Genomic DNA, 24488 nt, shown 5'->3' with positions numbered 1-24488 from the left:
CAGCGTGAACCTGCTCCGTGGAGCCATCCGGAAGTATGCCTGGGGATCGCGGACCGCGATCGCCGAGTTCACCGGAAGACCAAGTCCGACAGCGAATCCCGAGGCCGAGCTGTGGCTGGGTGCCCATCCTGGTGATCCCGCGCACTGTGCGACGGCCGCCGGTGAGCGTTCGCTGTTGGAGATGATCACCGCAGACCCGGAGGGTCAGCTCGGCAGCCGTGCCCGGGCGCGGTTCGGTGACGCACTGCCGTTCTTGGCCAAGGTGCTCGCCGCCGACGAGCCACTCTCGTTGCAGGCGCATCCGAGCGCCCAGCAGGCCGTCCAGGGCTTCGAGCTGGAGAATCACCTGGGCATCCCGGTCAACGCGCCGACCCGTAATTACCGCGACCGCAGCCACAAGCCCGAGCTCATCATCGCGCTGGGGACGTTCGAGGCGCTGGCCGGCTTCCGCCCGGCCGCCAGGACCGCCGAATTCATGCGCGCCCTTGAGGTGCCCGCGCTGGATCCCTTCATCACCCTGCTCACCGACCAGTCCGACGCCGACGGTCTGCGCGCACTGTTCACCACCTGGATCACGTTCCCGCAGCCCGATCTCGACGTGCTCGTACCCTCGGTGCTCGACGGGGCCATCAACTACCTGCGTTCCGGTGCGACCGACTTTCATGCCGAGGCCAAGACGATCCTGGAACTCGGTGAGCGGTATCCCGGTGACGCCGGGGTGCTGGCGGCGATGCTGCTGAACCGGATCACGTTGGCCGAGGGGGAAGCGATCTATCTTCCCGCCGGTAACCTTCACGCCTACCTGCACGGTATCGGGTTCGAGGTGATGGCCAACTCCGACAACGTATTACGCGGCGGTCTGACACCCAAGCACGTCGACGTGCCCGAACTGCTCCGGGTACTGGATTTCACGCCCACCGACGATGCGCCGATCCTGCCGCGGCTCGAGCACGGTGGCGTGGAACTGGTCTATGACACCCCGGCCACCGAGTTCGCGGTCTCGGTGTTGCAGTTGGACGGTGACCGGTTGGGCGTCGAGGTCGACGTGCCTGCCGATCACGAGGGCCCGCAGATCCTGTTGTGCATCGACGGCACCGTGCGCGTGCACGCCGAGGCCCACGAGGACAAGGGCGCCGACGACTCCAACGACAACGCCAAGGCCGTCACGCTGTCCCGCGGCGCCTCGGCCTGGGTCGCCGCCGACGACGGCCCGGTGCGGCTGTCCGCCGACGAGCCGGCCCGGTTGTTCCGGGTGACCGTCGGCATCTGACGCGTCAGCGCGTCTGTCCCGTCCGGGGGTCGGTGATCGACCCGCCGGCGATCAATCCATCGGTGACCAATCCATCGGTGACCAAACCATAGGTGTGAGTCGTCATCGGCATGCCCGAAACGGCGGCTGCCTGCCGATCGTGGCTCCGCAGCCCTACCGCTGTGTACAAATCGATGCAATTTGTCTAGACATCAGACAAACAACGATCTATAGTCAAGTCTGCACGTGACAGTCCTCACAGAGGGGTAGGGCAGATGACATCGCAGATCGACCACGGGGCCGTGGATGTTCCCGCGACCGAATGGCGTGACCGCAAGCGGTACCTGTGGCTGATGGGGTTGATTGCGCCGACGGCACTGTTCGTGATGCTGCCGCTGGTCTGGGCCTTCAACAACATCGGCTGGCATGGTGCGGCGCAGGTCCCGTTCTGGGTCGGCCCGCTGCTGGTCTACGGACTGTTGCCGATCCTGGACCGCTTCTTCGGCCCGGACGGGCAGAACCCGCCCGATGACGTCATGGAACGCCTCGAGAACGACAAGTACTACCGGTACTGCACCTATGCCTACATTCCCTGCCAGTACGCCAGCGTCATCTTCGGGGCGTACCTGTTCACCTCGACGGACCTGAGCTGGCTCGGCTTCGACGGTGGCCTCGGCTGGCCGGCGAAGATCGGGCTCGCCCTCTCGGTGGGTGTGCTCGGCGGCGTCGGTATCAACACCGCGCACGAGATGGGCCACAAGAAGGACTCGCTGGAGCGCTGGCTGTCCAAGATCACCCTGGCGCAGACCGGATATGGGCATTTCTACATCGAGCACAACCGCGGTCACCACGTGCGCGTCGCGACCCCGGAGGATCCGGCCTCGGCGCGGTTCGGAGAGACCTTCTGGGAGTTCCTGCCGCGCAGCGTGTGGGGCAGCCTCAAGTCGTCCTGGGAGTTGGAGGCCAAACGGCTGGAGCGCGCCGGGAAGTCGACCTGGCATTGGTCGAACGATGTGCTCAACGCCTGGGCGATGTCGGTGGTGTTCTATGGCGCCCTGCTGGCGATCTTCGGTCTCGGGTTGATCCCGTACATCCTGATCTCGGCGATCTACGGCTTCGCCCTGCTGGAGACCGTCAACTACCTGGAGCACTACGGTCTGCTGCGGCAGAAGCTGGAGTCCGGCCGCTACGAACGGTGCGCCCCGTCGCACAGCTGGAACTCCGATCACATCGTGACCAACCTGTTCCTCTATCACCTGCAGCGGCACAGCGATCACCACGCCAACCCCACCCGGCGCTACCAGACGCTGCGCAGCATGGACGGCGCGCCGAACCTGCCCAGCGGGTACGCCTCGATGATCGGGCTGACCTACTTCCCGCCGCTGTGGCGCAAGGTGATGGATCACCGGGTGCTGGCCCATTACGACGGTGACATCACCCGGGCCAACATCCATCCGCGGATGCGGGACAAGGTGCTCGCCAAGTACGGGGCCGGCGACGAGCGGGGGGCCTGAGCGTGGCCGCCTACCGTTGCCCCGGCTGTGATTTCGTCTACGACGAGTCCAAAGGCGCCCCGCGCGAAGGCTTTCCGGCAGGCACCAACTGGGACGCAGTACCCGACGACTGGACCTGCCCGGACTGTGCGGTCCGCGAGAAGCTCGATTTCGAAGCAATCTGAGACCGACTGGGACCATCGACACGACGGAAGGAATGACATGGACTACAAACTGTTCGTCTGCGTGCAATGCGGATTCGAGTACGACGAGGCCAAGGGCTGGCCCGAGGACGGCATCGCGCCGGGCACCCGCTGGGAGGACATCCCCGAGGACTGGAGTTGCCCCGACTGCGGTGCGGCCAAGTCCGATTTCGACATGGTGGAGATCGCCCGGCCGTGACGGTCGCAACGAATCGGCGCGAAAGTTATAGGGTCGCGGTCATGAACGCACCGCGGTCCGGCGCCACCCGCGTGCCGTATGCGGAGGCATCGCGGGTGCTGCTGCGCGATTCGATCCTCGACGGCATGCGCGAGATGCTGCTGGTGCGCGACTGGTCCTCGATCACGCTCACCGATGTGGCGCGGGCCGCGGGCATCAGCAGACAGACCATCTACAACGAGTTCGGCTCACGGCAGGGCTTGGCGCAGGGGTACGCCCTGCGGCTGGCCGACCGCCTGGTCAACGCCGTCGACGCGGCCATCGCGAACAACATCGGGCAGGTGTACGAGGCGTTCCTGGAGGGCTTCCGGGCCTTCTTCGTCGAGTCCGCGTCCGATCCGCTGGTCATCTCCTTGCTCAATGGCGAGGCCAAACCCGACCTGCTGCAGATCATCACGACCGACAGCGGGCCCATCATCAGCCGCTGCTCGCAGCGGCTGACCTCCACCTTCCAGAACAGCTGGATCAAGGCCACCGACGAGGATGCCGGGGTGCTCGCCCGCGCGATCGTCAGGCTGGCGATGAGCTACGTGTCGATGCCGCCGGAGGCCGATCATGATGTCGCTCGCGATCTGGCCCGCCTGATGTCCCCGTTCGCCGAGCGCTACGGCGTCATCGACCCGGGACCGCAGTGACACCGTCGAGGCTCTCGCGGTCCGGCCGCACGATGAGTCTGCGGTAACGCAGGAACAGCGCGATCGCGGTCACCGCGATCAACCCGCTCAACAGGTGTGAGGCGTGGTAGCCGCGCGCGGACACCACGGCGCCGGCGATCACATTGCTCAGCGATGCCCCCACACCCTGGACCGTCATCACCGCGGCGAAACCGACGTTGAAACGCCCGGTGCCCGCCAACAGTCGCTCCACGGCGACCGGGGTGACGATGCCGACCAGGCCGGCGCCGACCCCGTCGAGCATCTGCACCGGGAAGATCGTCCAGAAACCGGGAACGGTGCCGGCGATCAGTCCGCGGACCGGCAGCGCGCACAGGCCGATGAGCAGCACCGTGGACAACCCGAAACGCCGGATCGCCGCCGGTGCCGCGACCGCGGCGGCGATCATCGACACCTGGGCAACCCCGGTGATGATGGCCGTGGTGCGAAACGGGGTGTCCAGTTCGATGGCGAAGTCCTGGGCGATCAACCGGCTCATCGGCGCATTGCCGAAGTGGAACATCAACAGCACCAGCGCCAGCACCACCAGCCCGGGTGTCGCGACAAGAGTTCGCAGGCCCGACGGACGTTCCCCGGCGGTATCGCCATCGCCATCGCCATCGCCATCGCCATCGCCATCGGCGAGGCCGCGCGCGGTGTCATGGTCGATATCGGACGCCGACACGCAGAACGCGGCCAACACAGCTCCGGCGGCGGTCACCAGCATCAGCCCGATGATCGCCCGATCCCCGTAGAGCGAGACCAGGACGAAGACCGCGGTCAACGACGCCACGTTGCCGACGTGGTTCCAGAATTCGTTGCGGGCGACCTGGCTGCCGAAGACCCGTTCGCCGACCAACCCCAAGGTCAGGCCCATCATCGCCGGACCGATGACGGCGCCGACGACCGCCGTGCCGACCTGGCCCACCCACACGATCGGTCCGGTCGGGGCGATCAGGGTCAGCAACGCGACCGCCGTCACCACGATCACCGGACCGGCGACCAGCGCGCGTTTGCGCCGGGATCCGTCGACCAGCGCCCCGAACAGCGGTGTGACCACCAGCCCGATCAATCCGCCCGTGGTGGCGATCGCGCCGAGCGCCACCGACGACCAGCCGCGGGTGGCGAGAAAGGCGTCGAGGAACGGGCCGAGGCCGTCGCGGGCGTCGGCGAGGAAGAAGTTCAGCACGGCCAGCGATATCAGCGACCGGCGTACGGTGCCGTCGTCGTGGGAGGCCGGGTGAGCACGCATGGTCGACCTCCCGCTCTGTGCTGAACGCGAGCCGCTTGGTACCCCGGCGCGGATGCGCCGAAACCGCGTCGGAGACCGTCGGCATATCCGCCGACGGGGGACGGGGTTGGCCAGCGGCGTTTTCGGCTACGGTGTAAGGCGATACCCCGTAGCTGGCAGAGCGCCATCGATGATGCGTTGGCCCTGTCCCGCGAGCCCGCAGGCTACGGGTTTCGGCATGGCCCGCGCCGTATCGTGCAGGCCTGCCTCCAGTGATGACGAACGACACAAAAGGGGCTCTGACCACTTATGACTGCGTTGACCGCCGATGTCCGCAACGGCATCGACTACAAGGTCGCCGACCTTTCGCTCGCCGAATTCGGCCGCAAGGAGATCCGTCTGGCCGAGCACGAGATGCCCGGTCTGATGGAACTGCGCCGCGAGTACCACGACGTGCAGCCGCTCAAGGGCGCGCGCATCTCGGGTTCGCTGCACATGACCGTGCAGACCGCCGTGCTGATCGAGACGCTGGTTGCGCTCGGTGCCGAAGTGCGATGGGCGAGCTGCAACATCTTCTCCACCCAGGACCATGCCGCCGCCGCGATCGTCGTCGGCCCGCACGGCACCGTCGAAGAGCCCAAGGGCACCCCGGTCTTCGCCTGGAAGGGCGAGACGCTGGAGGAGTACTGGTGGGCCGCCGAGCAGATGCTCACCTGGCCCAACGAGCCGGCCAACATGATCCTCGACGATGGTGGCGACGCCACCATGATGGTGCTGCGCGGCGCACAGTACGAGAAGGCCGGCGTCGTCCCGCCCGCCGAAGAGGACGACTCGGCCGAATGGAAGGTCTTCCTCGGGGTGCTGCGTGAGCGCTTCGAGACCGAGAAGGACAAGTGGACCAAGATCGCCGAGTCGGTCCAGGGTGTCACCGAGGAGACCACCACCGGCGTGCTGCGGCTGTACCAGTTCGCCGCCGCAGGTGAACTGGCCTTCCCGGCCATCAACGTCAACGACTCGGTCACCAAGAGCAAGTTCGACAACAAGTACGGCACCCGCCACTCGCTGGTCGACGGCATCAACCGCGGCACCGACGCCCTCATCGGCGGCAAGAAGGTGCTGATCTGCGGTTACGGCGATGTCGGCAAGGGCTGCGCGGAGTCGCTGGCCGGTCAGGGCGCCCGCGTCCAGGTCACCGAGATCGACCCGATCAACGCCCTGCAGGCGCTGATGGACGGTTATGACGTGGTGACCGTCGAGCAGGCGATCGGCGATGCCGACATCGTCATCACCTCGACCGGTAACAAGGACATCATCACCCTCGACCACATGAAGGCGATGAAGGATCACTCGATCCTCGGCAACATCGGCCACTTCGACAACGAGATCGACATGGCCGCCCTGGAGCGCTCGGGTGCCACCCGCATCAACATCAAGCCGCAGGTGGACGAGTGGACCTTCGGTGAGTCGGGCAAGTCGATCATCGTGCTGAGCGAGGGCCGCCTGCTCAACCTGGGCAACGCCACCGGGCACCCTTCGTTCGTGATGAGCAACAGCTTCTCCAACCAGGTCATCGCGCAGATCGAGCTGTGGACCAAGAACGACGAGTACGACAACGAGGTCTACCGCCTGGCCAAGCACCTCGACGAGAAGGTCGCCAAGATCCACGTCGAGGCACTCGGCGGCACGCTGACCAAGCTCAGCAAGGATCAGGCCGAGTACATCGGCGTCGACGTCGAGGGTCCGTACAAGCCGGAGCACTACCGGTACTGATCGCTCGACCCAACTGAGTAGCAGTAGACGCCGCGACGGCCGCATGTGCCGTCGCGGCGTCCTGCTGTCCGGGGTGATCCGCGGCCGTCGCGCGCGCCGGTCGGCGTTACACCTTGGCCGTCGGACGAAACGTAACGAATCCGTGTTCAATCGGCGACCTCTTTGTTACTGTCCGGTAGTGATTCGGGCCGGGGCGCTGTTCGTCGTGATGTCTTTCGGATTTGTCATCGGTTGTCTGACAAGCGGATTGGCTCATGCCGACGACTGGTATCCGTATTACAACGAAGACGAATACACCGCCTTCTACACGCCACCGAATCCGTTGCCGGATGTGCCGCCGGGTGCGCTCGTGCGCACCGAACCGTCCCGGCTGGTGCTCGAGCCGTCAGGCCAGCTCGGCCACATCATGGCCAATGGCACCCGCATCATGTACCGCAGCACCGACGGGCGCGGCAACCCGGATGTGGTGACCGGTACCTATTTCGAGCCGTGGGCGCCGTGGCCCGGCCGGGGTCCGCGGCCGCTGATCGTCTACGGCCCCGGCACCCAGGGCCAGGGGGACCAGTGCGCACCGTCGCGCGGGTTCAACCAGGGCATTCACTGGTCGCCGTATCTGGACTTGACCTTCAACTACGAGGAGATGTTCGTGGCGACCATGGTCGCGCGTGGCTTCGCCATCGTGATGACCGATTACGAGGGCCTCGGCACCATCGGGGTCACCCACACCTACGTCAACCGGCTGTCCCAGGGACAGGCGATGCTCGACGCGGCGCGCGCGGCGCAGGCACTGCCCGACACCTCGCTGCCCCCTGACGGTCCCGTGGCGTTCTGGGGTTACTCCCAGGGTGGCGGCGCGGCGGCCTCGGCTGCCGAACTCGCCTCGGCCTACGCCCCCGAACTCGACATCGTGGGCACCTATGCCGGAGCGCCACCGGCCGACCTGGCCGCGCTGATCCCGTTCGCCGATGGCAGCGCGCTGGTGGGGGTGATCGGCTACGCGCTCAACAGCGTGTTCCAGACCTACCCGGAGGTGGCGGGCAAGATTCGCGGACTGCTCACCCCGCGCGGGATGGACTTCGTGGACAAGACCAGAGACCAGTGCGTCCCCGAGACGCTGACCAAGTTCATGTTCCGGCATCTGCAGCCCTACTTCAACGGCCCGATCGACGTCCTGCTGACCGACCCCCAGTTCCGCGGGCTGCTCGACCTGCAGAAGCTGGGCACGCTGAAACCCGATGCGCCCGTGATGATCAACCACAACCGGTTCGATCCGCTGGTGCCGTATGCGCCATCGGTCCAACTCGGCAAGGACTGGTGTGCCAAGGGGGCCGATGTCGAGTTCCGCACCAACGAGCAACCGCCTTTCCTCAACAAGGCCGTCGTCAACCACGCGCTGCCGATGCTCGTCGACGGTGAGCCCGCGATGCAGTGGATTGCCGACCGCTTCAACGGGGTGCCGACCAGACCCAACTGTGGCCAGTTCTAAGGTCGTGCGGACACCGGAATCGGCGACACCGTGGGGGATCAGTGGCTGACGATATCGCCACCAGGGGGACACAGGCGTTGACGCTCTACGGTCAGGGCCGGGTGCAGGAGGCGCTGACGCTGGCGTGGCAGACCGCCGCCGCTTACCCCGATTCGCCGCTGGCCCAATACGCCTATGCCAGCCTGCTGCGGGAGGCCGGTCGGCACGCCGAAGCGTTGGCCGTCGTCGACCAGGCGCTGCGGCTGTCCCCGGCCTCGGCGGATGCCTGGGTGCTGCGTGGTGACCTACAACAGAAGGTGACCGGATTGGCCGCCGCCGAACCGGACTACCTCCAGGCGCTACGGATCGATCCCGGGCATGGGCTGGCCATCCACAATCTGGCGGTCAGCCGGTTGCGGTGGGGCACCAACACCGCCGCGTTGCGTGGTCTGCTGCAGGCCATGCGGTGTGATCCCGGACTGGCGCAGACGGCGCTGGGCAACATCGCGCTGGCCATCACCCGCGTGCTGCGGATGGCGACGGCGTCCACGGTCCTGCTGGCCGCGGCGATGGTCGCCATCTTCACGCTGCACGACCAAGGTCAATCGACGGTTCTGGCAAGGGTTTTCACCGCAATCCTGGCCGCGGCGCCGATTGCGGCGGTGTGCTGGACACTTCGGATGGTCCCGTCGGCGGTCTTGCGGGCGGCGGCGGCCCGCCACGTCATCGTGGCGTTGCGGTTGATCTTCCTCACCCTGGCGGGCGCCTGCGGGCTGGTGGTCGCGGTGCTCGGCGCGACCTGGCTCACCACCGTCGTGCCCGCATTGCTGTTGTTCGCGATGGTGGGGCTGACGATCCTCGGATGGGTGTTCGGCGGGTAGCGCGTCGGCTACGCTCGCCGCGTGCTCATCGTGATCGAGGGCCTCGACGGGGCAGGCAAGCGGACGTTGACCGAGGGTCTGCGCGCGGCGTTCGAGGCCGAAGGCAAGTCCGTGACCACCCTGGCGTTCCCGCGCTACGGCGTGTCGATCCATGCCGATCTGGCCGCCGAGGCACTGCACGGCGGACATGGTGATCTCGCCGAATCGGTTTATGCGATGGCGATGTTGTTCGCGCTGGACCGCTCGGGGGCGGCCGCCGACATCCAGGGACTGCTCGCCGAACGCGATGTGCTGATCCTTGACCGCTATGTCGCCTCCAACGCCGCCTACAGTGCCGCCCGGCTCCATCAGGGTGGCGACGGTGACGTGGTCGAGTGGGTCGGCGACCTGGAATACGGGCGCTTCGCCCTGCCCGCCCCGGATTATCAAGTGCTGCTCGATGTTCCGGTAGAGCTGGCCGCCGAGCGTGCCGTCAGCCGGGCGGCGAAGGAGACCGACCGTGCGCGTGACGCCTACGAGCGCGACGGCGGTCTGCAACGGCGCACCGGCGCGGTGTACGCCCAGTTGGCCGCCGCGGACTGGGGCGGGCGGTGGGTGGTCGTGGGACCCGACGTCGACGCGGCGGCACTGGCGGCGGGCATGTCGACGGCCTGAGGTTCACCGCGCAGCACCCCGCGTGGCACCCCGGTTTTGTCGCCTTGTGGTGACACCATGGTCACCATGAGGCAACGGATCCTGGTCGTCGACGACGACCCGTCACTGGCCGAGATGCTCACCATCGTCCTGCGCAACGAGGGTTTCGACACGGCCGTCATCGGCGACGGCAGCCAGGCGCTCACCGCTGTGCGCGAGCTGCGTCCCGATCTGGTTCTGCTGGATCTGATGCTGCCCGGCATGAACGGTATCGACGTCTGCCGGGTGCTGCGCTCGGACTCGGGCGTGCCGATCGTGATGCTGACGGCCAAGACCGACACCGTGGACGTGGTGCTGGGTCTGGAGTCCGGCGCCGATGACTACGTCATGAAGCCGTTCAAGCCCAAGGAGCTGGTGGCCCGCGTGCGGGCGCGCCTGCGCCGCAACGACGATGAGCCCGCCGAGATGCTGTCGATCGCCGATATCGACATCGACGTGCCGGCCCACAAGGTCACCCGCAACGGTGAGCAGATCTCGCTGACGCCGCTGGAGTTCGACCTGTTGGTGGCGCTGGCCCGCAAACCGCGCCAGGTGTTCACCCGTGATGTGCTGCTCGAACAGGTCTGGGGCTACCGGCATCCCGCCGACACCAGACTCGTCAACGTGCATGTGCAGCGGCTGCGGGCCAAGGTCGAGACCGACCCGGAAAATCCGCAGGTGGTGCTGACCGTTCGAGGGGTGGGATACAAGGCCGGCCCGCCGTGATCATTGACGGCACCGCCGTCGTGATCATTGACGGCACCGCCGTCGTGATCATTGACGGCACCGCCGCCGTGATGACCGAACGGCAGTATTCGTGATCTTCGGCTCCAGGCGTCGGGTCCGCAGCCGATTTCGGGGGCCGTCCCCGGTGTGGCGCGGGCTGGGTGCGCTCGGCCGGGCCGTCAGTTTCGCCTGGCGCCGGTCCCTGCAGCTGCGGGTGGTCTCGTTGACGCTGGGGTTGTCCCTGGCCGTCATCATGGTCCTGGGCTTCGTGCTCACCAGCCAGATCACCGACCGCATCCTGGAAGTCAAGGTGCGGGCGGCGACCGAGGAGATCGAGCGCGCCCGCGACACCGTGAGCGGCATCGTCAGCGGTGAGGAAACCCGGTCGCTGGACAGCAGCCTGCAGCTGGCCCGAAACACCCTGATCGATCGCAAGGCCGATGCGGGACCCGGGCTCGCCGGCGCCTACGACGCGGTACTCGTCGTCCCCGGTGACGGCCCGCGCGCGGCCACCGCGGCCGGACCCGTTCAGCAGATTCCCACCGCACTGCGGGATTTCGTCCAGGCGGGCCAGGTCAGCTATCAGTACGCGGGTGTGCACACCGACGGGTTCTCCGGGCCCGCTCTCATCGTCGGCAGTCCCGGCGCCTCGGCTCGCTCGACGGTCACCAACCTCGAGCTCTATCTGATCTTCCCGCTGAGCAACGAGGAATCGACCATCGCCCTGGTGCGCGGCACCATGGCCACCGGCGGCATCGTGCTGCTCGGATTACTGGCCGCCATCGCGCTGTTGGTCGCCCGGCAGATCGTGTTGCCGGTGCGGTCGGCCTCACGCATCGCCGAGCGGTTCGCCGAAGGTCATCTGACCGAGCGGATGCCGGTGCGCGGTGAGGACGACATGGCCCGGCTGGCGGTCTCCTTCAACGATATGGCCGAAAGCCTGTCACGCCAGATCACCCAGCTCGAAGAGTTCGGTAATCTGCAGCGCCGCTTCACCTCCGACGTCAGCCATGAGTTGCGCACCCCGCTCACGACGGTCCGGATGGCCGCCGACCTGATCCACGATCACAGCGATGAGCTGGACCCCGCGTTGCGGCGGTCCACCGAGCTGATGGTCAACGAATTGGACCGGTTCGAGACGCTGCTGGCCGACCTGCTGGAGATCTCCCGCCACGATGCCGGGGTGGCCGAACTGGCGGTCGAGGCAGTCGATCTGCGCTCCACCGTGCAGAGCGCATTGGACAACGTCGGGCACCTGGCGGCCGACGCCGCCGTGCAGCTGGACGTCGACATGCCCGCCGACGGGGTCATCGCCGAGGTCGATCCCCGCCGGGTCGAGCGCATCCTGCGAAACCTCATCGCCAATGCCATCGACCACGCCGAGCGCAAGCCCGTGGAGATCCGGATGGCCGCCGACGAGGACACCGTCGCCGTCACCGTCCGCGATCACGGGGTCGGGCTGCGCCCCGGCGAAGAGAAGCTGGTGTTCAGTCGCTTCTGGCGTTCGGACCCGTCGCGGGTACGCCGCTCCGGGGGCACCGGCCTGGGGCTCGCCATCAGCATCGAGGACGCTCGGCTGCACCAGGGCCGACTGGAGGCCTGGGGCGAGCCAGGCAACGGTGCCTGCTTCCGGCTGACACTGCCGCTGGTGCGCGGGCACAAGGTGACCACGAGCCCGCTGCCGCTCAAACCGGTCAACGTCGCGGCACGGACCAAGGACAGCTCCGCCGAGCGGGGCAGGCGCGATCGCGAATCGGAGGGCGTATGAGACGCGTCCTGGCGGTCCTGAGCATGCTGATCACTGCCGCGCTGCTGGCATCGGGTTGCGCCGGGGTGCCGAGTTCGTCTGCGCCGCAGGCCATCGGCACCGTCGACCGTCCGGCGCCGCCACGGTTGCCGACACCGTCGCCCGGTATGGAGCCCGATGTGCTGCTCCGCGAATTCCTCAAGGCCACCGCCGATCCCGCCAATCGGCACCTGGCCGCCCGGCAGTTCCTCACCGAATCCGCCTCGCGCGGTTGGGATGACGCCGGCAGCGCGCTACTGATCGACGGTGTGGTGTTCACCGAGACACGGCGACCGGACCGGGTGTCGGTCACCATGGCGGCCGATATCCTCGGATCGCTTTCCGACGTCGGGGTGTTCGAGACCGCCGAGGGCGCGCTACCCGATCCCGGACCCATCGAGCTGGTGCAGACACCCGGCGGCTGGCGCATCGACAAGCTGCCCAACGGGGTCTTCCTGGACTGGCAGCAGTTCCAGCAGACCTACCGCCGCAATACGCTGTATTTCACCGACCCCACCGGCAACACGGTGGTGCCCGACCCGCGCTACGTCGCGGTGTCGGACTCCGATCAGCTTGCCACCGAACTGATGTCGAAGATGATCACCGGGCCGCGACCCGAGATGGCGCATACGGTGCGCAATCTGCTGGCCGCCCCGCTGCGGTTGCGCGGGCCGGTCACCCGGGCCGACGGCAGCAAGACCGGGGTGGGCCGCGGTTACGGCGGCGCGCGCATCGATCTGGAAAATGTCTCCACCACCGATCCGCACACCCGCCAACTGCTTGCCGCGCAGATCATCTGGACGCTGGCGCGGGCCGGTATCAACGGTCCCTACGTCATCAACGCCGACGGCGCGGCGCTGGACGACCGGTTCGCCCAGGGCTGGGACACCGCCGATGTCGCGGCCAGCGACCCCGGCGCGGCCGATGGTGCGGGCGCCGGTCTGCACGCGCTGGTCGGCGGGTCACTGGTGTACCTCGACGGCCAACGCGCGCCGCGGGTGCCGGGGCCGTTCGGGCAGCTGCGCGACCAGACCGCCGCGGCCCTCTCGCGCAGCGGCCAGCAGGTGGCCTCGGTGGTGGTGCTGCGCCGCGATGCTCCCGACATGGCGTCCTCGCTGTGGATCGGACCGGTCGGTGGAGATGCCGCGCAGGCGCTCGACGGCCGTTCGTTGACCCGACCGACCTGGTCGCTGGACGAGGCCATCTGGGTCGTCGTCGACGGTGTCAACGTCGTACGGGTCCTGCAGGAGGCCGCGTCCGGCCAGCCCGCGCGCATCCCGGTCGATTCCACCGCCGTGGCGACCAAGTTCCCCGGCGCCATCGCCGAACTGCAGCTCTCCCGTGACGGCACCCGCGCGGCCATGGTGATCAACGGGCAGGTGATCCTGGCCGGGGTGGAACAGACCCCGGGTGGGGGATACGCGCTGACGTATCCGCGCCGGCTGGGCTTCGGGCTCGGTGACACCGCGGTATCGCTGTCCTGGCGGACCGGTGACGATATCGTCGTCACCCGCACCGACGACGCGCACCCGGTGTCCTATGTGAATCTCGACGGCGTGAACTCCGACGGGCCCAACGGCAACCTGGCGGTGCCGATGTCGGTGGTCGCGGCCAATCCGTCCACGGTCTACGTGGCCGACCGCAGGGGGATCCTGCAGCTGTCCGGATCGGCGGCCGACAACGATCTGACCTGGTCGGAGGTCGGGCCGCTGATGGTCACCGGCGCGGTGCCCGTACTGCCCGGCTAGACATCCCAGGCTGTCGGACCCAGATTGTCGGACCCAGATTGTCGGACCCCGCGCCGACACTTGTGGGTGTGCTGGATCTGATGCTGCCGCTGGAATGCGGCGGGTGCGGTGCGCCGTCGACGCGCTGGTGCGCGGCGTGTGCCGCCGAACTGCGCGCCCGCGCCGCCCAGCCACTGGTGGTCACGCCCCGCCTCGATCCCGGTGTGCCGGTGCTGGCGTTGGGTCGCTATGCCGGCGCACGCCGCAACGCGATCATCGCGGTCAAGGAACACGGCCGGGCCGACCTGGTGGCACCGCTGGGTCAGACCCTGCGCATCGGCCTGTGCCGCCTGCTGAGCTGGGGGCTCATCGAGACCCCGCTGACCATCGTCACCGCACCCACCCGAGCGTTGTCCGCACGCCGGCGCGGCGGGGACCCGGTGGCACGGGTGGCCGCGGCCGCGGCCACCGACCTCCCCGGCGTCACGGTGACCCGAGCGTTGCGCCTGACGGGCTTCGCCAAGGACTCCGTCGGGCTGTCCAGTTCCGAACGTCAGCGCAACCTCGCAGGTCGGGTCCGAGTGACACGCCCGGTGGTCGGCACGGTGATCCTCGTCGACGATGTCGTCACCACCGGTGCCACAGCGCGCGAATCGGTGCGGGCATTGCGCGGTGCCGGCGTTGCTGTACAGGCAGTTCTGACCTTGGCCGGCGCGTGATTCTCACGGGTCGTCGTTGCCCGCAGATGAAGAACTGAAAACAGGTCTGCGAAATAGGTGGCACAGTCAGGTGAACTCGGACTACGGTCGATGCCAACAACCCGTGAACACCTCACGGCGGCACCCGAAAACGGGCGCCCGTGCGGTATCGGGACTGCCCGACTGTGGTGGGAGGTGGTAACTCGACACCTGACGCCGGCGGGCGCGCGGCATGCTCGATTCTCGTCGGCGTATTTGTGACAATCCGGCACGCGTTCTGCGTGCGACTGCCGACAGAAATGAGTTGTCAAGTATGTCAACGAATTCCGTGCAATCTGAGCACTCGACCATGGTCATGGACGACCGCAACGACACCCCTGACGCGCCGGCGATGAACGCCGAGGTCGTGGTCAAGGGCCGAAATGTCGAGGTACCTGAGCACTTCCGCGTCTACGTCGCGGAGAAGCTGGCTCGGCTCGAACGTTTCGACAAGACCATCTACCTTTTCGATGTCGAGCTCGATCACGAACGCAATCGCCGTCAGCGGAAGAACTGCCAGCACGTCGAGATCACCGCGCGCGGTCGCGGACCGGTGGTGCGCGGCGAGGCGTGTGCCGACAGCTTCTATGCCGCGCTGGAGTCGGCTGCCAACAAACTCGAGGCACGGCTGCGCCGGACGAAGGACCGCCGCAAGATCCACTACGGCGACAAGACGCCGGTATCCCTGCACGAGGCCACCGCGATGCTGCCGGCCGAGGAGGCGCCCGCGGCCGCGGACCCGTTCTCCATCGATCCTGCCGATTTCCACGAGCCCGGCCGCATCGTGCGCACCAAGACCCACGAGTCCACCCCGATGAGCGTCGATGACGCGCTCTACGAGATGGAACTCGTCGGCCATGATTTCTTCCTCTTCCACGACAAGGAGTCGGACCGGCCGACGGTGGTCTACCGCAGGCACGCCTACGACTACGGATTGATCCGACTGGCCTGATCCGACCGGTCTGACCAGCTGTCCGCACGAGCCCCCGGCCGATCCGGCCGGGGGCTCGTTGCATGTTCGGGCAGGCACCGGTCGACACTCGTGCCGACACCGGGGACGCTTTTAAGGGGGCTGCCAGAACGGTCGCCTACGATGGAACGGGCCCATGGGCCGTCCAGATTCGTCAACCCACAGGGGAAATAGCGTGCTCGATAAGTTGCTCCGGCTCGGTGAAGGCCGCATGGTCAAACGCCTCAAGAAGGTGGCCGACTATGTGGACACCCTGTCCGAGGACGTCGAGAAGCTCTCCGACGCCGAACTGCGGGCCAAGACCGACGAGTTCCGCAAACGCATCGACGGTGGTGAAGACGTCGACGACCTGCTGCCCGAGGCGTTCGCGGTGGCCCGCGAGGCGGCCTGGCGGGTGCTCGGTCAGAAACCGTTCATCGTCCAGCTGATGGGCGGTGCGGCGCTGCACTTCGGCAACGTCGCCGAGATGAAGACCGGTGAGGGCAAGACCCTGACCGGCGTGATGCCCGCCTACCTCAACGCCCTGACCGGCAAGGGCACCCACATCGTCACGGTCAACGATTACCTGGCCAAACGCGATAGCGAACAGATGGGCCGTATCCACCGCTTCCTGGGCCTGGAGGTCGGCGTCATCCTGTCCGGGCTGACCCCGGACCAGCGCCGGGCCGCCTACGCAGCCGACATCACCTACGGCACCAACAACGAGTTCGGCTTCGACTACCTGCGCGACAACATGGCCCACTCCGTGCAGGAGATGGTGCAGCGCGGCCATCACTTCGCCATCGTCGACGAGGTCGACTCCATCCTGATCGACGAGGCCCGCACCCCGCTGATCATCTCGGGTCCGGCCGACGGCGCCTCCAACTGGTACTCCGAGTTCGCCCGGCTGGCCCCGCTGATGGAGAAGGACGTCCACTACGAGGTCGACCTGCGCAAGCGCACCATCGGTGTGCACGAGATCGGTGTCGAGTTCGTCGAGGACCAGTTGGGTATCGAGAACCTCTACGAGGCGGCCAACTCACCGCTGGTCAGCTATCTGAACAACGCGTTGAAGGCCAAGGAGCTCTTCCTGCGCGACAAGGACTACATCGTCCGCGACGGCGAGGTCATCATCGTCGACGAGTTCACCGGCCGCGTGCTGGTGGGCCGGCGCTACAACGAGGGCATGCACCAGGCCATCGAGGCCAAGGAACGCGTCGAGATCAAGGCCGAGAACCAGACCCTGGCCACCATCACGCTGCAGAACTACTTCCGCCTCTACAAGAAGCTCTCCGGTATGACCGGTACCGCCCAGACCGAGGCCTCCGAGCTGCACGAGATCTACAAGCTGGGCGTCGTCTCCATCCCGACCAACCGGCCGATGATCCGCGAGGACCAATCCGACCTGATCTACAAGACCGAAGAGGCCAAGTACATCGCCGTCGTCGACGATGTGGTGGAGCGCTACGAGAAGGGCCAGCCGGTCCTGATCGGCACCACCTCCGTGGAGCGCTCGGAGTACCTGTCGCGGCAGTTCACCAAGCGCAAGGTGCCGCACAACGTCCTCAATGCCAAGTACCACGAGCAAGAGGCGAACATCATCGCCGAGGCCGGCCGCCGTGGCGCCATCACCGTGGCCACCAACATGGCAGGCCGCGGTACCGACATCGTGCTCGGCGGCAACGTCGAGTTCCTCGCCGACAAACGGCTCAAGGATCAGGGCCTGGACCCGGTGGAGACACCCGAGGAGTACGAGGCCGCCTGGGAGTCCACCGTCAACGCCATCAAGGCGGAGGCCAAGGGCGAGGCCGACGAGGTGCGCGCCGCCGGTGGCCTCTACGTGCTGGGCACCGAGCGCCACGAGTCGCGCCGCATCGACAACCAGCTGCGCGGTCGTTCCGGTCGTCAGGGTGATCCGGGCGAGTCGCGGTTCTACCTGTCGCTGGGTGATGAGTTGATGCGCCGCTTCAACGGTGCGACGCTGGAGACCCTGCTCACCAGGCTGAACCTGCCCGAGGACGTGCCGATCGAGGCCAAGATGGTCACCCGCGCGATCAAGAGCGCGCAGACCCAGGTGGAGCAGCAGAACTTCGAGGTCCGCAAGAACGTCCTCAAGTACGACGAGGTGATGAACCGGCAGCGCACGGTCATCTACGACGAGCGCCGGATGATCCTGGAGGGCGAGAACCTGCAACAGCAGGCGCACGACATGATGGTCGACGTCATCACGGCCTATGTCGACGGTGCGACGGCCGAGGGCTACTCCGAGGACTGGGATCTGGAGAAGCTGTGGGAGGCGCTCAAGACGCTGTACCCGGTGAGCATCGACCACCACGACCTGATCGATTCCGATGCCATCGGCGAGCCCGGCGAGCTGACCCGCGAGGAACTGCTGGACGCGCTGATCAAGGATGCCGAGCGGGCCTACGCCGAGCGGGAGGCGCAGATCGACGCCATCGGCGGCGAGGGTGCGATGCGGCAGCTGGAGCGCAACGTGCTGCTCAACGTGATCGACCGCAAGTGGCGTGAACATCTCTACGAGATGGACTACCTCAAGGAGGGCATCGGGCTGCGCGCGATGGCCCAGCGCGACCCGCTGGTCGAGTACCAGCGCGAGGGATACGACATGTTCGTCGCCATGCTCGAGGGTCTCAAGGAGGAGTCGGTCGGCTTCCTGTTCAACGTGGCGGTCGAGGCAGCGCCGCAGACCGCACCGGTGGTACAGCCGATGTCCACCGGGCTGGCCGAGTTCGCCGCCGCGGCCGCGCAGCAGGGGGCGGGCCAGCAGGGGCAGGTCGCCACCAAGGAACGCCCGGCGGGCGTGCAGGCCAAGGGAATCAACGACGGCTCCGCGCCGCCGCTGACCTACACCGGCCCCGCCGAGGACGGCTCGGCCGAGGTCAAGCGGTCCGGCGGCGGTACGAACAGGCCGGCAGGCGGCGGAACCCGCAAGGAGCGTCGCGAGGCGGCGCGCCGCGGCAAGAAGCGCTAGGCATTCACCCGACCTGCAACGCGACCAGCTGCCAGCGGCCTGCGACGATCTCGACCCGTGCCGCGATGGCACGCACCCGGCGCCCCCGGGTGTAGGTCGCGAACACCTCGGCCGCCGTCACCGCCGTGTCGGTCTCGATGACGATGCTGCGCAGCCGGATTCGTCGCAGTATCGCGGTCGGGCCGGTCTGTGGCGACCGTGCCAGTGAGCCCACGGTATCGATCAACGTCGGGGTCAGCAGGCCGCGCAACTGGCTGGTCGGCCTGCGTCGATCGAGCACCTCCAGCACCCGGCGCAGCGCCGCGTCGGTGAAGACCGCGGCCGCGGTCGGCGCGGGTCTCTCCCCGGTGATCGCGGGCGGACTGAGTTGGCGCGGCGTCCGACGCCGTGGCGTGCCGATCGTGGGCGGACGATGGTGCGGCCCGCCGTGCGGCGGCGGCTCACAGTCGATGATCGGCGTGGTGACCACCGGGTGTGGGCGGTGCTGCGGGATGGATGTCACACGTACTCCAGCGGGCAGGGTCGGATACGGCAATTGCTGGAGGGGACAGGCATATTGATGATCCCACGCGGTGCGCGCCCCACCGCGCGGCAAATCGGCCGCCCGTCGGCGAACCCGCGGCCGAATACCCGCGATGCGCAGATGCGCGCCGTGCCGCTACGGTGGCGGTGACATCAAGCAAGGGGGGTCCGCGTCGCGATGGTGACCAGGTTGTCGGCATCGGACGCGGCGTTCTTCGGCCTGGAGAACAGTTCCACGCCGATGTATGTCGGATCGTTGTCGATCGTGCGCAAGCCACGCGGTGGGCTCGGCTATGAGACGCTGCTGGCCACCGTGGAGCAGCGGCTACCCCAGATCCCGCGGTACCGGCAGAAGGTGCGGGCGGTGCCGTTCGGACTCGCCAGGCCGGTCTGGATCGATGATGACGATTTCGACATCACCTACCACATCCGGCGCTCGGCACTACCTTCGCCGGGCAGCGATGCCCAGCTCCACGACCTGATCGCCCGGATCGGTTCCCGGCCACTGGACGCCTCACGTCCGCTCTGGGAGATGTATCTGATCGAGGGGTTGGCCCGCAACCGGATCGCGATCTACACCAAATCGCACCAGGCGCTGGTCAACGGCATGTCGGCGTTGGAGATCGGCCACGTCATCGCCGACCGCACGCCGAAAGCGCCCGAATTCGGTGAGGACATCTGGATACCGGCCCGGGAGCCCAGCGGTGGGCAGCTGCTCGTCGGCGCGATGGGGGAGTGGATCACCCGGCCGACGGCCCAGGCCGCGGCGCTGCGGTCCTCGGTCCAGGAGACGATCACCAACGTCGGGGCCCTTGTCGATGTCGGCCGCCGGGTGGCCGAGGTGGCCCGCACCGTCGCGCGCGGCACGGCGCCGAGTAGCCCGCTGAACACCACGGTCTCGCGCAACCGGCGACTGGCGGTCGCCGCGCACGCGTTGGAGGATTACCGCGATCTGCGCGCCCGGTACGACTGCGATGTCAACGACGTGGTGCTCGCGGTGGTCACCGGGGCGTTGCGCAATTGGTTGCTCTCGCGCGGTGAGCCGGTGAATGCCACCTCGACAGTGCGTGCCATGGCGCCCAACTCGGTGTATCCCGACGGGGAGATCGACTCGGACGGGCCCGGTCAGGCGATCAGCGAGGTGTCGCCGTTCCTGGTCGATCTGCCGGTCGGCGAGGGCAACGCGGTGGTGCGGCTCTCGCAGATCGCGCACGCCACCGAATCGCATTCCAGCGCCGCCAGTCTGGTGGACGCCCGCACCATCGTGACGCTGTCTGGCTTCGCCCCGCCGACACTGCACGCGATGGGCATCCGGGTCGCCACCAGCTTCTCGGCCCGGCAGTTCAATTTGCTGATCACCAATGTGCCCGGCGCGCAGCGGCAGATGTACATCGCGGGCGCGAAACTGCTCGAGACCTATGCTGTCGCGCCGCTGCTGGCCAACCAAGTTCTCGCCATCGCTGTGACCTCGTACAACGGCATGCTCTACTTCGGAATCAACGCCGATCGGGACGCCATGAGCGATGTCGATGTGCTGCCGCTGCTGCTGCGCGAATCCCTCGACGAGCTCCTTGAGGCCGGTCGTTAGCGGAGTTGACGAAGTTGCCCCGCTCGGTATCTGATGGATCAACCATGCCTGATACCGATAGCCACGATACGAAACTTGCCAAGTCCGATGTGATTCCCCACCCGGTCCTCGACGTCCCGATCGACGAGGACGCCCTGACCAACAAGCGCAGCCTCGATTGGATCGTTTTCGGCGTCACCGCCATCATCGCGGTCGCTTTCCTGGCGTGGGGCTTCGTCGATACCGCTGGTTTGTCGGAGGCTTCCGGTGGTGCGCTGGGATGGGTTCTGCACAATGCCGGGTGGCTGTTCACCCTGACCGCCTCGGGTTTCGTCATCTTCGTGCTCTGGATCGCGGTGGGCCGTTTCGGCAACATCCCGTTGGGCCGTGACGACGAGGAGCCCGAGTTCCGCACGGTGTCCTGGGTGGCGATGATGTTCAGCGCCGGCATGGGTATCGGATTGATGTTCTTCGGCGTCGCCGAACCGCTGTCCCACCTGGTGGACCCGCCGCCGGGGACCGGTCCCGAGGGCAATGCGGAGGCCGTGCAACATGCGATGGCCACCACGCTGTTCCACTGGACCCTGCATCCCTGGGCCATCTACGCCGTCGTCGGTCTGGCGATCGCCTATGGGGTCTACCGCAAGGGCCGCTTCCAGCTGATCAGCGCGGCCTTCGAGCCGTTGATCGGAGACCGGGCCAACGGGGGACTGGGCAAGGTCATCGACATGCTCGCGATCTTCGCGACGTTGTTCGGGTCGGCCGCCTCGCTCGGTCTCGGCGCGCTGCAGATTCGCAGCGGTCTGCAGATCGTGGCGGGTATCGGGGAGACCGGTAACGCCATCTTGATCGGCATCATCGCGATCCTGACCTGTGCCTTCGTGCTCTCGGCGGTGTCCGGTGTGGCTCGCGGCATCCAGTGGTTGTCCAACATCAACATGGTGCTGGCGCTGGCGCTCGCCCTGTTCGTGTTCATCGTCGGGCCGACGATCTTCATCCTGAACCTGATCCCCACCTCCATCGGCAGCTATTTCCAGGATCTGGCGATGATGGCCGCCCGCACCGGAGCCGAGGGCGCCGAGACCGACGCCTGGCTCGGCTCGTGGACGATCTTCTACTGGGCGTGGTGGATCTCCTGGACCCCGTTCGTCGGGATGTTCATCGCGCGGATCTCGCGGGGCCGCACCATCCGGCAGTTCGTCACCGGTGTCCTGCTCGTCCCCAGCATGGTGTCGCTGGTGTGGTTCTGCATCTTCGGTGGCGCCGCGATCGACTCCCAGCGCGCAGGTAACGACCTCGCCGGTGAGGGCAGCCAGGAGGCGCAGCTGTTCGGGCTGCTCAGCGATTACCCATTTGCCGGGATCGCCGGTGTGGTGGTCATGGTGCTGGTGGCGATCTTCTTCGTCTCCGGTGCCGATGCGGCGTCCATCGTGATGGGATCACTGTCCGAACGCGGCACCATCGAGCCGAGCCGTAAGACCGTGATCTTCTGGGGCGTCGCGACCGGTGCAGTGGCCGCGGTGATGCTGCTGGCCGGCGGCTCGGACGCGCTCAACGGGCTGCAGTCGATCACTATCATCGCGGCCTTGCCGTTCGTGGTCGTGATGATCGGGCTTGCCGTCGCACTGGTGAAGGATCTGCGCCAAGATCCGCTGATGGTGCGCCGCCAGTACGCGGTCGAAGCGGTGCACTCGGCGGTGATCGCGGGCGTGACCCAGCACGGCGACGATTTCGTCCTCGCCGTCCAGAAGGATCCCGATGCCGGGGAGGAACCGGCCGAGTCGGACCAGCAGGCCGAGACGGCGGCGGCGTCGGAGGATGGCTCAGAGCGCTAGTCTCGGCAGGTGCGTGTCTACATTCCGGCGACCCTGTCGATGCTGACGCAGCTGGTCGCCGACCGGCTGATCCATGCCCGCAGCGGCACCGCGTTCGCGGTCACACCGGCGCTGCGCGAGGCCTATTCCGAGGGTGACGACGACGAGCTGGCCGAAGTGGCCCTGGCCGACGCCGCCCTGGCCTCGATGCGGTTGCTGGCCGGTGAACAGGGCGAGGGCGCCGGACCGCCGCGGCGGGCGGTGCTGGTCGCCGATGTCGAGGGTGCGACGGTCCGGCCCGATCTCGACGATGCCGTGGTCCGGTTGGCCGGTCCGGTCGCGATCGACCACATCATCGCAGCGTATGTGGACAATGCCGCGGCCGAGCCGGCGGTGCTCAAGGCCATCGAGGTGATCGACGAGGCCGATCTCGGTGACGAGGATGCGGAGCTGGCGGTCGGGGATGCCCAGGATCACGACCTCGCCTGGTACGCGCCGCAGGAGTTGCCGTTCCTGCTCGAACTGCTGTGACGCAGATCGCTCTCCAGCGACGGTTTCCGGTCTGCAAAGTTCTGTACGGGCGCGTAACTTACGGTACCGTAGGTTAGCCGCACGTGAGGAGCAACAGGCAGTGGCCAAGAATGAAATCAAGGTCTCGGCCAAAGTGGCCGATACCGTCCGCCCGACGATCGCCGGCGCGGACCGTCATCGCGGCTGGCATGCCCTGCGGACCATCGCCGGCCGCATCACCACCCCGTTGCTGCCCGACGACTATCTGAAGCTGGCCAACCCGCTGTGGTCGGCCCGCGAGCTTCGCGGCCGCGTCGTCGAGGTCCGTCGCGAGACCGTGGATTCGGCCACGCTGGTGATCAAGCCGGGGTGGGGGTTCTCCTTCGACTATGCGCCGGGGCAGTACATCGGCATCGGTCTGCTGGTCGACGGTCGGTGGCGCTGGCGGTCCTACTCGCTGACCTCGGCGCCGGTGCGCGGCGACCGGCAGGCGGGTCTGGGCTCGCGCGGTCCGCGCACCATCACCATCACGGTCAAGGCGATGCCCGAGGGCTTCCTGTCGACCCACCTGGTCGGCGGTGTCGCACCGGGCACCATCGTGCGGCTGGCCGCCCCGCAGGGCAATTTCGTCATGCCGGATCCGGCCCCGGCCAAGGTGTTGTTCCTGACGGCGGGCTCGGGTATCACCCCGGTCATGTCGATGCTGCGCACGCTGGTCCGCCACGACCAGATCACCGATATCGTGCACGTGCACTCGGCACCCACCGAGGCCGATGTCATGTTCGCCGGTGAGCTCAAGGAGCTGCACGATGCCCATCCGGGCTACCGGATGCAGGTGCGCACCACTCGGACGCAGGGTCGGCTCGATCTGACCCGCCTCGACGAGGTAGTACCGGATTGGCGGGACCGGCAGGCCTGGGCATGCGGTCCGGAGGCGATGCTCGACGATGCCGAGCGCGTGTGGACCGAGGCCGGGATCGCCGATGATCTGCACCTGGAGCGGTTCGCCGTCTCGCGGGCGGCGCCGCACGGCACCGGCGGAACGGTCACCTTCGAGCGCAGTGGCAAGACGGTGACCGCCGATGCCGCCACCTCGTTGATGGAAGCCGGCGAAGGCGCGGGCATCCAGATGCCGTTCGGCTGTCGGATGGGCATCTGCCAGTCCTGTGTTGTCGGCCTGGTCGACGGGCATGTCCGCGATCTGCGCACCGGTGTGGAGCATGAGCCGGGCTCGCGGGTGCAGACCTGCGTCTCCGCGGCATCCGGCAACTGCACATTGGACGCATAGCTTTTACTGACTAGT

The 24488-nt window shown here is 67.3% G+C and carries 21 protein-coding genes; 19 read left to right on the top strand and 2 right to left on the bottom strand.

Annotation, left to right across the window (positions count from 1 at the left end):
• The first annotated feature begins 4 nt into the window (after positions 1–4).
• From manA to G154_RS25075, 5 genes are all read left to right on the top strand, one after another.
• On the top strand, positions 5–1270 hold the full coding sequence (manA, locus tag G154_RS25095) for a mannose-6-phosphate isomerase, class I (protein WP_019514712.1): 1266 nt from the start codon (positions 5–7) through the stop codon (positions 1268–1270).
• A gap of 254 nt (positions 1271–1524) precedes the next feature.
• Entirely contained in the window at positions 1525–2763 is a 1239-nt protein-coding gene (locus G154_RS25090) for an alkane 1-monooxygenase (protein ID WP_019514710.1), read from the top strand.
• 2 nt (positions 2764–2765) lie between these two features.
• On the top strand, positions 2766–2927 hold the full coding sequence (locus G154_RS25085; RefSeq protein WP_019514709.1) for a rubredoxin: 162 nt from the start codon (positions 2766–2768) through the stop codon (positions 2925–2927).
• A 37-nt stretch (positions 2928–2964) separates the two neighbouring features.
• The gene (locus G154_RS25080) at positions 2965–3144 is read left to right on the top strand and encodes a rubredoxin (protein ID WP_019514708.1); all 180 of its coding nucleotides are present in this window, start codon (positions 2965–2967) and stop codon (positions 3142–3144) included.
• 41 nt (positions 3145–3185) lie between these two features.
• Positions 3186–3818: a TetR family transcriptional regulator gene (locus G154_RS25075; RefSeq protein ID WP_019514707.1), complete on the top strand. Its 633-nt coding sequence runs from the start codon at positions 3186–3188 to the stop codon at positions 3816–3818.
• On the opposite strand, the gene G154_RS25070 is transcribed toward G154_RS25075, so the two are convergent.
• Positions 3796–5088 (bottom strand): MFS transporter, encoded by a 1293-nt coding sequence (locus G154_RS25070; protein WP_019514706.1) that lies wholly within the window; start codon positions 5086–5088, stop codon positions 3796–3798. The two genes, G154_RS25075 and G154_RS25070, sit on opposite strands and share 23 nt — an antisense overlap.
• Before the next feature lie 288 nt (positions 5089–5376).
• Here G154_RS25070 and ahcY point away from each other — a divergent pair, with 288 nt between their 5' ends.
• The 10 genes from ahcY to secA all read left to right on the top strand — a co-directional run bounded on the left by ahcY (position 5377) and on the right by secA (position 18772).
• Positions 5377–6837: an adenosylhomocysteinase gene (gene ahcY, locus G154_RS25065; protein WP_019514705.1), complete on the top strand. Its 1461-nt coding sequence runs from the start codon at positions 5377–5379 to the stop codon at positions 6835–6837.
• Between the two features lie 208 nt (positions 6838–7045).
• Positions 7046–8323 (top strand): lipase family protein, encoded by a 1278-nt coding sequence (locus tag G154_RS25060; protein ID WP_045546592.1) that lies wholly within the window; start codon positions 7046–7048, stop codon positions 8321–8323.
• A 41-nt stretch (positions 8324–8364) separates the two neighbouring features.
• Positions 8365–9183, top strand: a complete 819-nt coding sequence (locus G154_RS25055) for a tetratricopeptide repeat protein (RefSeq protein ID WP_019514703.1) — start codon at positions 8365–8367, stop codon at positions 9181–9183.
• Positions 9184–9204: 21 nt separating this feature from the next.
• Positions 9205–9837: a dTMP kinase gene (locus tag G154_RS25050; RefSeq protein WP_019514702.1), complete on the top strand. Its 633-nt coding sequence runs from the start codon at positions 9205–9207 to the stop codon at positions 9835–9837.
• Positions 9838–9894: 57 nt separating this feature from the next.
• Complete coding sequence (gene mtrA, locus G154_RS25045; RefSeq protein ID WP_019514701.1) at positions 9895–10581, top strand: two-component system response regulator MtrA; 687 nt, start codon at positions 9895–9897, stop codon at positions 10579–10581.
• 91 nt (positions 10582–10672) lie between these two features.
• A complete protein-coding gene (gene mtrB / locus G154_RS25040) occupies positions 10673–12349 on the top strand; it encodes an MtrAB system histidine kinase MtrB (protein WP_023985437.1) in 1677 nt (558 codons plus the stop codon).
• A 23-nt stretch (positions 12350–12372) separates the two neighbouring features.
• Positions 12373–14115, top strand: a complete 1743-nt coding sequence (gene lpqB / locus G154_RS25035) for an MtrAB system accessory lipoprotein LpqB (RefSeq protein WP_237742531.1) — start codon at positions 12373–12375, stop codon at positions 14113–14115.
• Between the two features lie 68 nt (positions 14116–14183).
• Positions 14184–14813, top strand: a complete 630-nt coding sequence (locus G154_RS25030) for a ComF family protein (RefSeq protein WP_023985438.1) — start codon at positions 14184–14186, stop codon at positions 14811–14813.
• 334 nt (positions 14814–15147) lie between these two features.
• Positions 15148–15783, top strand: a complete 636-nt coding sequence (gene raiA / locus G154_RS25025) for a ribosome-associated translation inhibitor RaiA (protein WP_192817341.1) — start codon at positions 15148–15150, stop codon at positions 15781–15783.
• 193 nt (positions 15784–15976) lie between these two features.
• On the top strand, positions 15977–18772 hold the full coding sequence (gene secA / locus G154_RS25020; RefSeq protein ID WP_019514695.1) for a preprotein translocase subunit SecA: 2796 nt from the start codon (positions 15977–15979) through the stop codon (positions 18770–18772).
• A 4-nt stretch (positions 18773–18776) separates the two neighbouring features.
• Here the strand turns inward: secA and G154_RS25015 are convergent, their stop codons facing one another.
• Positions 18777–19274 (bottom strand): Rv3235 family protein, encoded by a 498-nt coding sequence (locus G154_RS25015; protein ID WP_019514694.1) that lies wholly within the window; start codon positions 19272–19274, stop codon positions 18777–18779.
• Between the two features lie 198 nt (positions 19275–19472).
• Here G154_RS25015 and G154_RS25010 point away from each other — a divergent pair, with 198 nt between their 5' ends.
• The 4 genes from G154_RS25010 to G154_RS24995 all read left to right on the top strand — a co-directional run bounded on the left by G154_RS25010 (position 19473) and on the right by G154_RS24995 (position 24473).
• Positions 19473–20882, top strand: coding sequence for a wax ester/triacylglycerol synthase family O-acyltransferase (locus G154_RS25010; protein ID WP_019514693.1), 1410 nt, complete (start codon positions 19473–19475; stop codon positions 20880–20882).
• Between the two features lie 44 nt (positions 20883–20926).
• Positions 20927–22696 carry a BCCT family transporter gene (locus tag G154_RS25005; RefSeq protein ID WP_019514692.1) on the top strand — a complete coding sequence of 590 codons (1770 nt, stop codon included), beginning with the start codon at positions 20927–20929 and terminating at the stop codon, positions 22694–22696.
• 9 nt (positions 22697–22705) lie between these two features.
• Entirely contained in the window at positions 22706–23206 is a 501-nt protein-coding gene (locus tag G154_RS25000; protein WP_019514691.1) for a hypothetical protein, read from the top strand.
• A gap of 100 nt (positions 23207–23306) precedes the next feature.
• Positions 23307–24473 carry a ferredoxin reductase gene (locus G154_RS24995; protein ID WP_019514690.1) on the top strand — a complete coding sequence of 389 codons (1167 nt, stop codon included), beginning with the start codon at positions 23307–23309 and terminating at the stop codon, positions 24471–24473.
• Positions 24474–24488 lie beyond the last annotated feature (15 nt).

The sequence above is a fragment of the Mycobacterium sp. VKM Ac-1816D genome (assembly GCF_000416385.1).
Lineage (GTDB): Bacteria > Actinomycetota > Actinomycetes > Mycobacteriales > Mycobacteriaceae > Mycobacterium > Mycobacterium neoaurum_A.
Note: the sequence above shows the minus strand (reverse complement) of the source record. Positions and strands in the feature narration are given on the sequence as shown.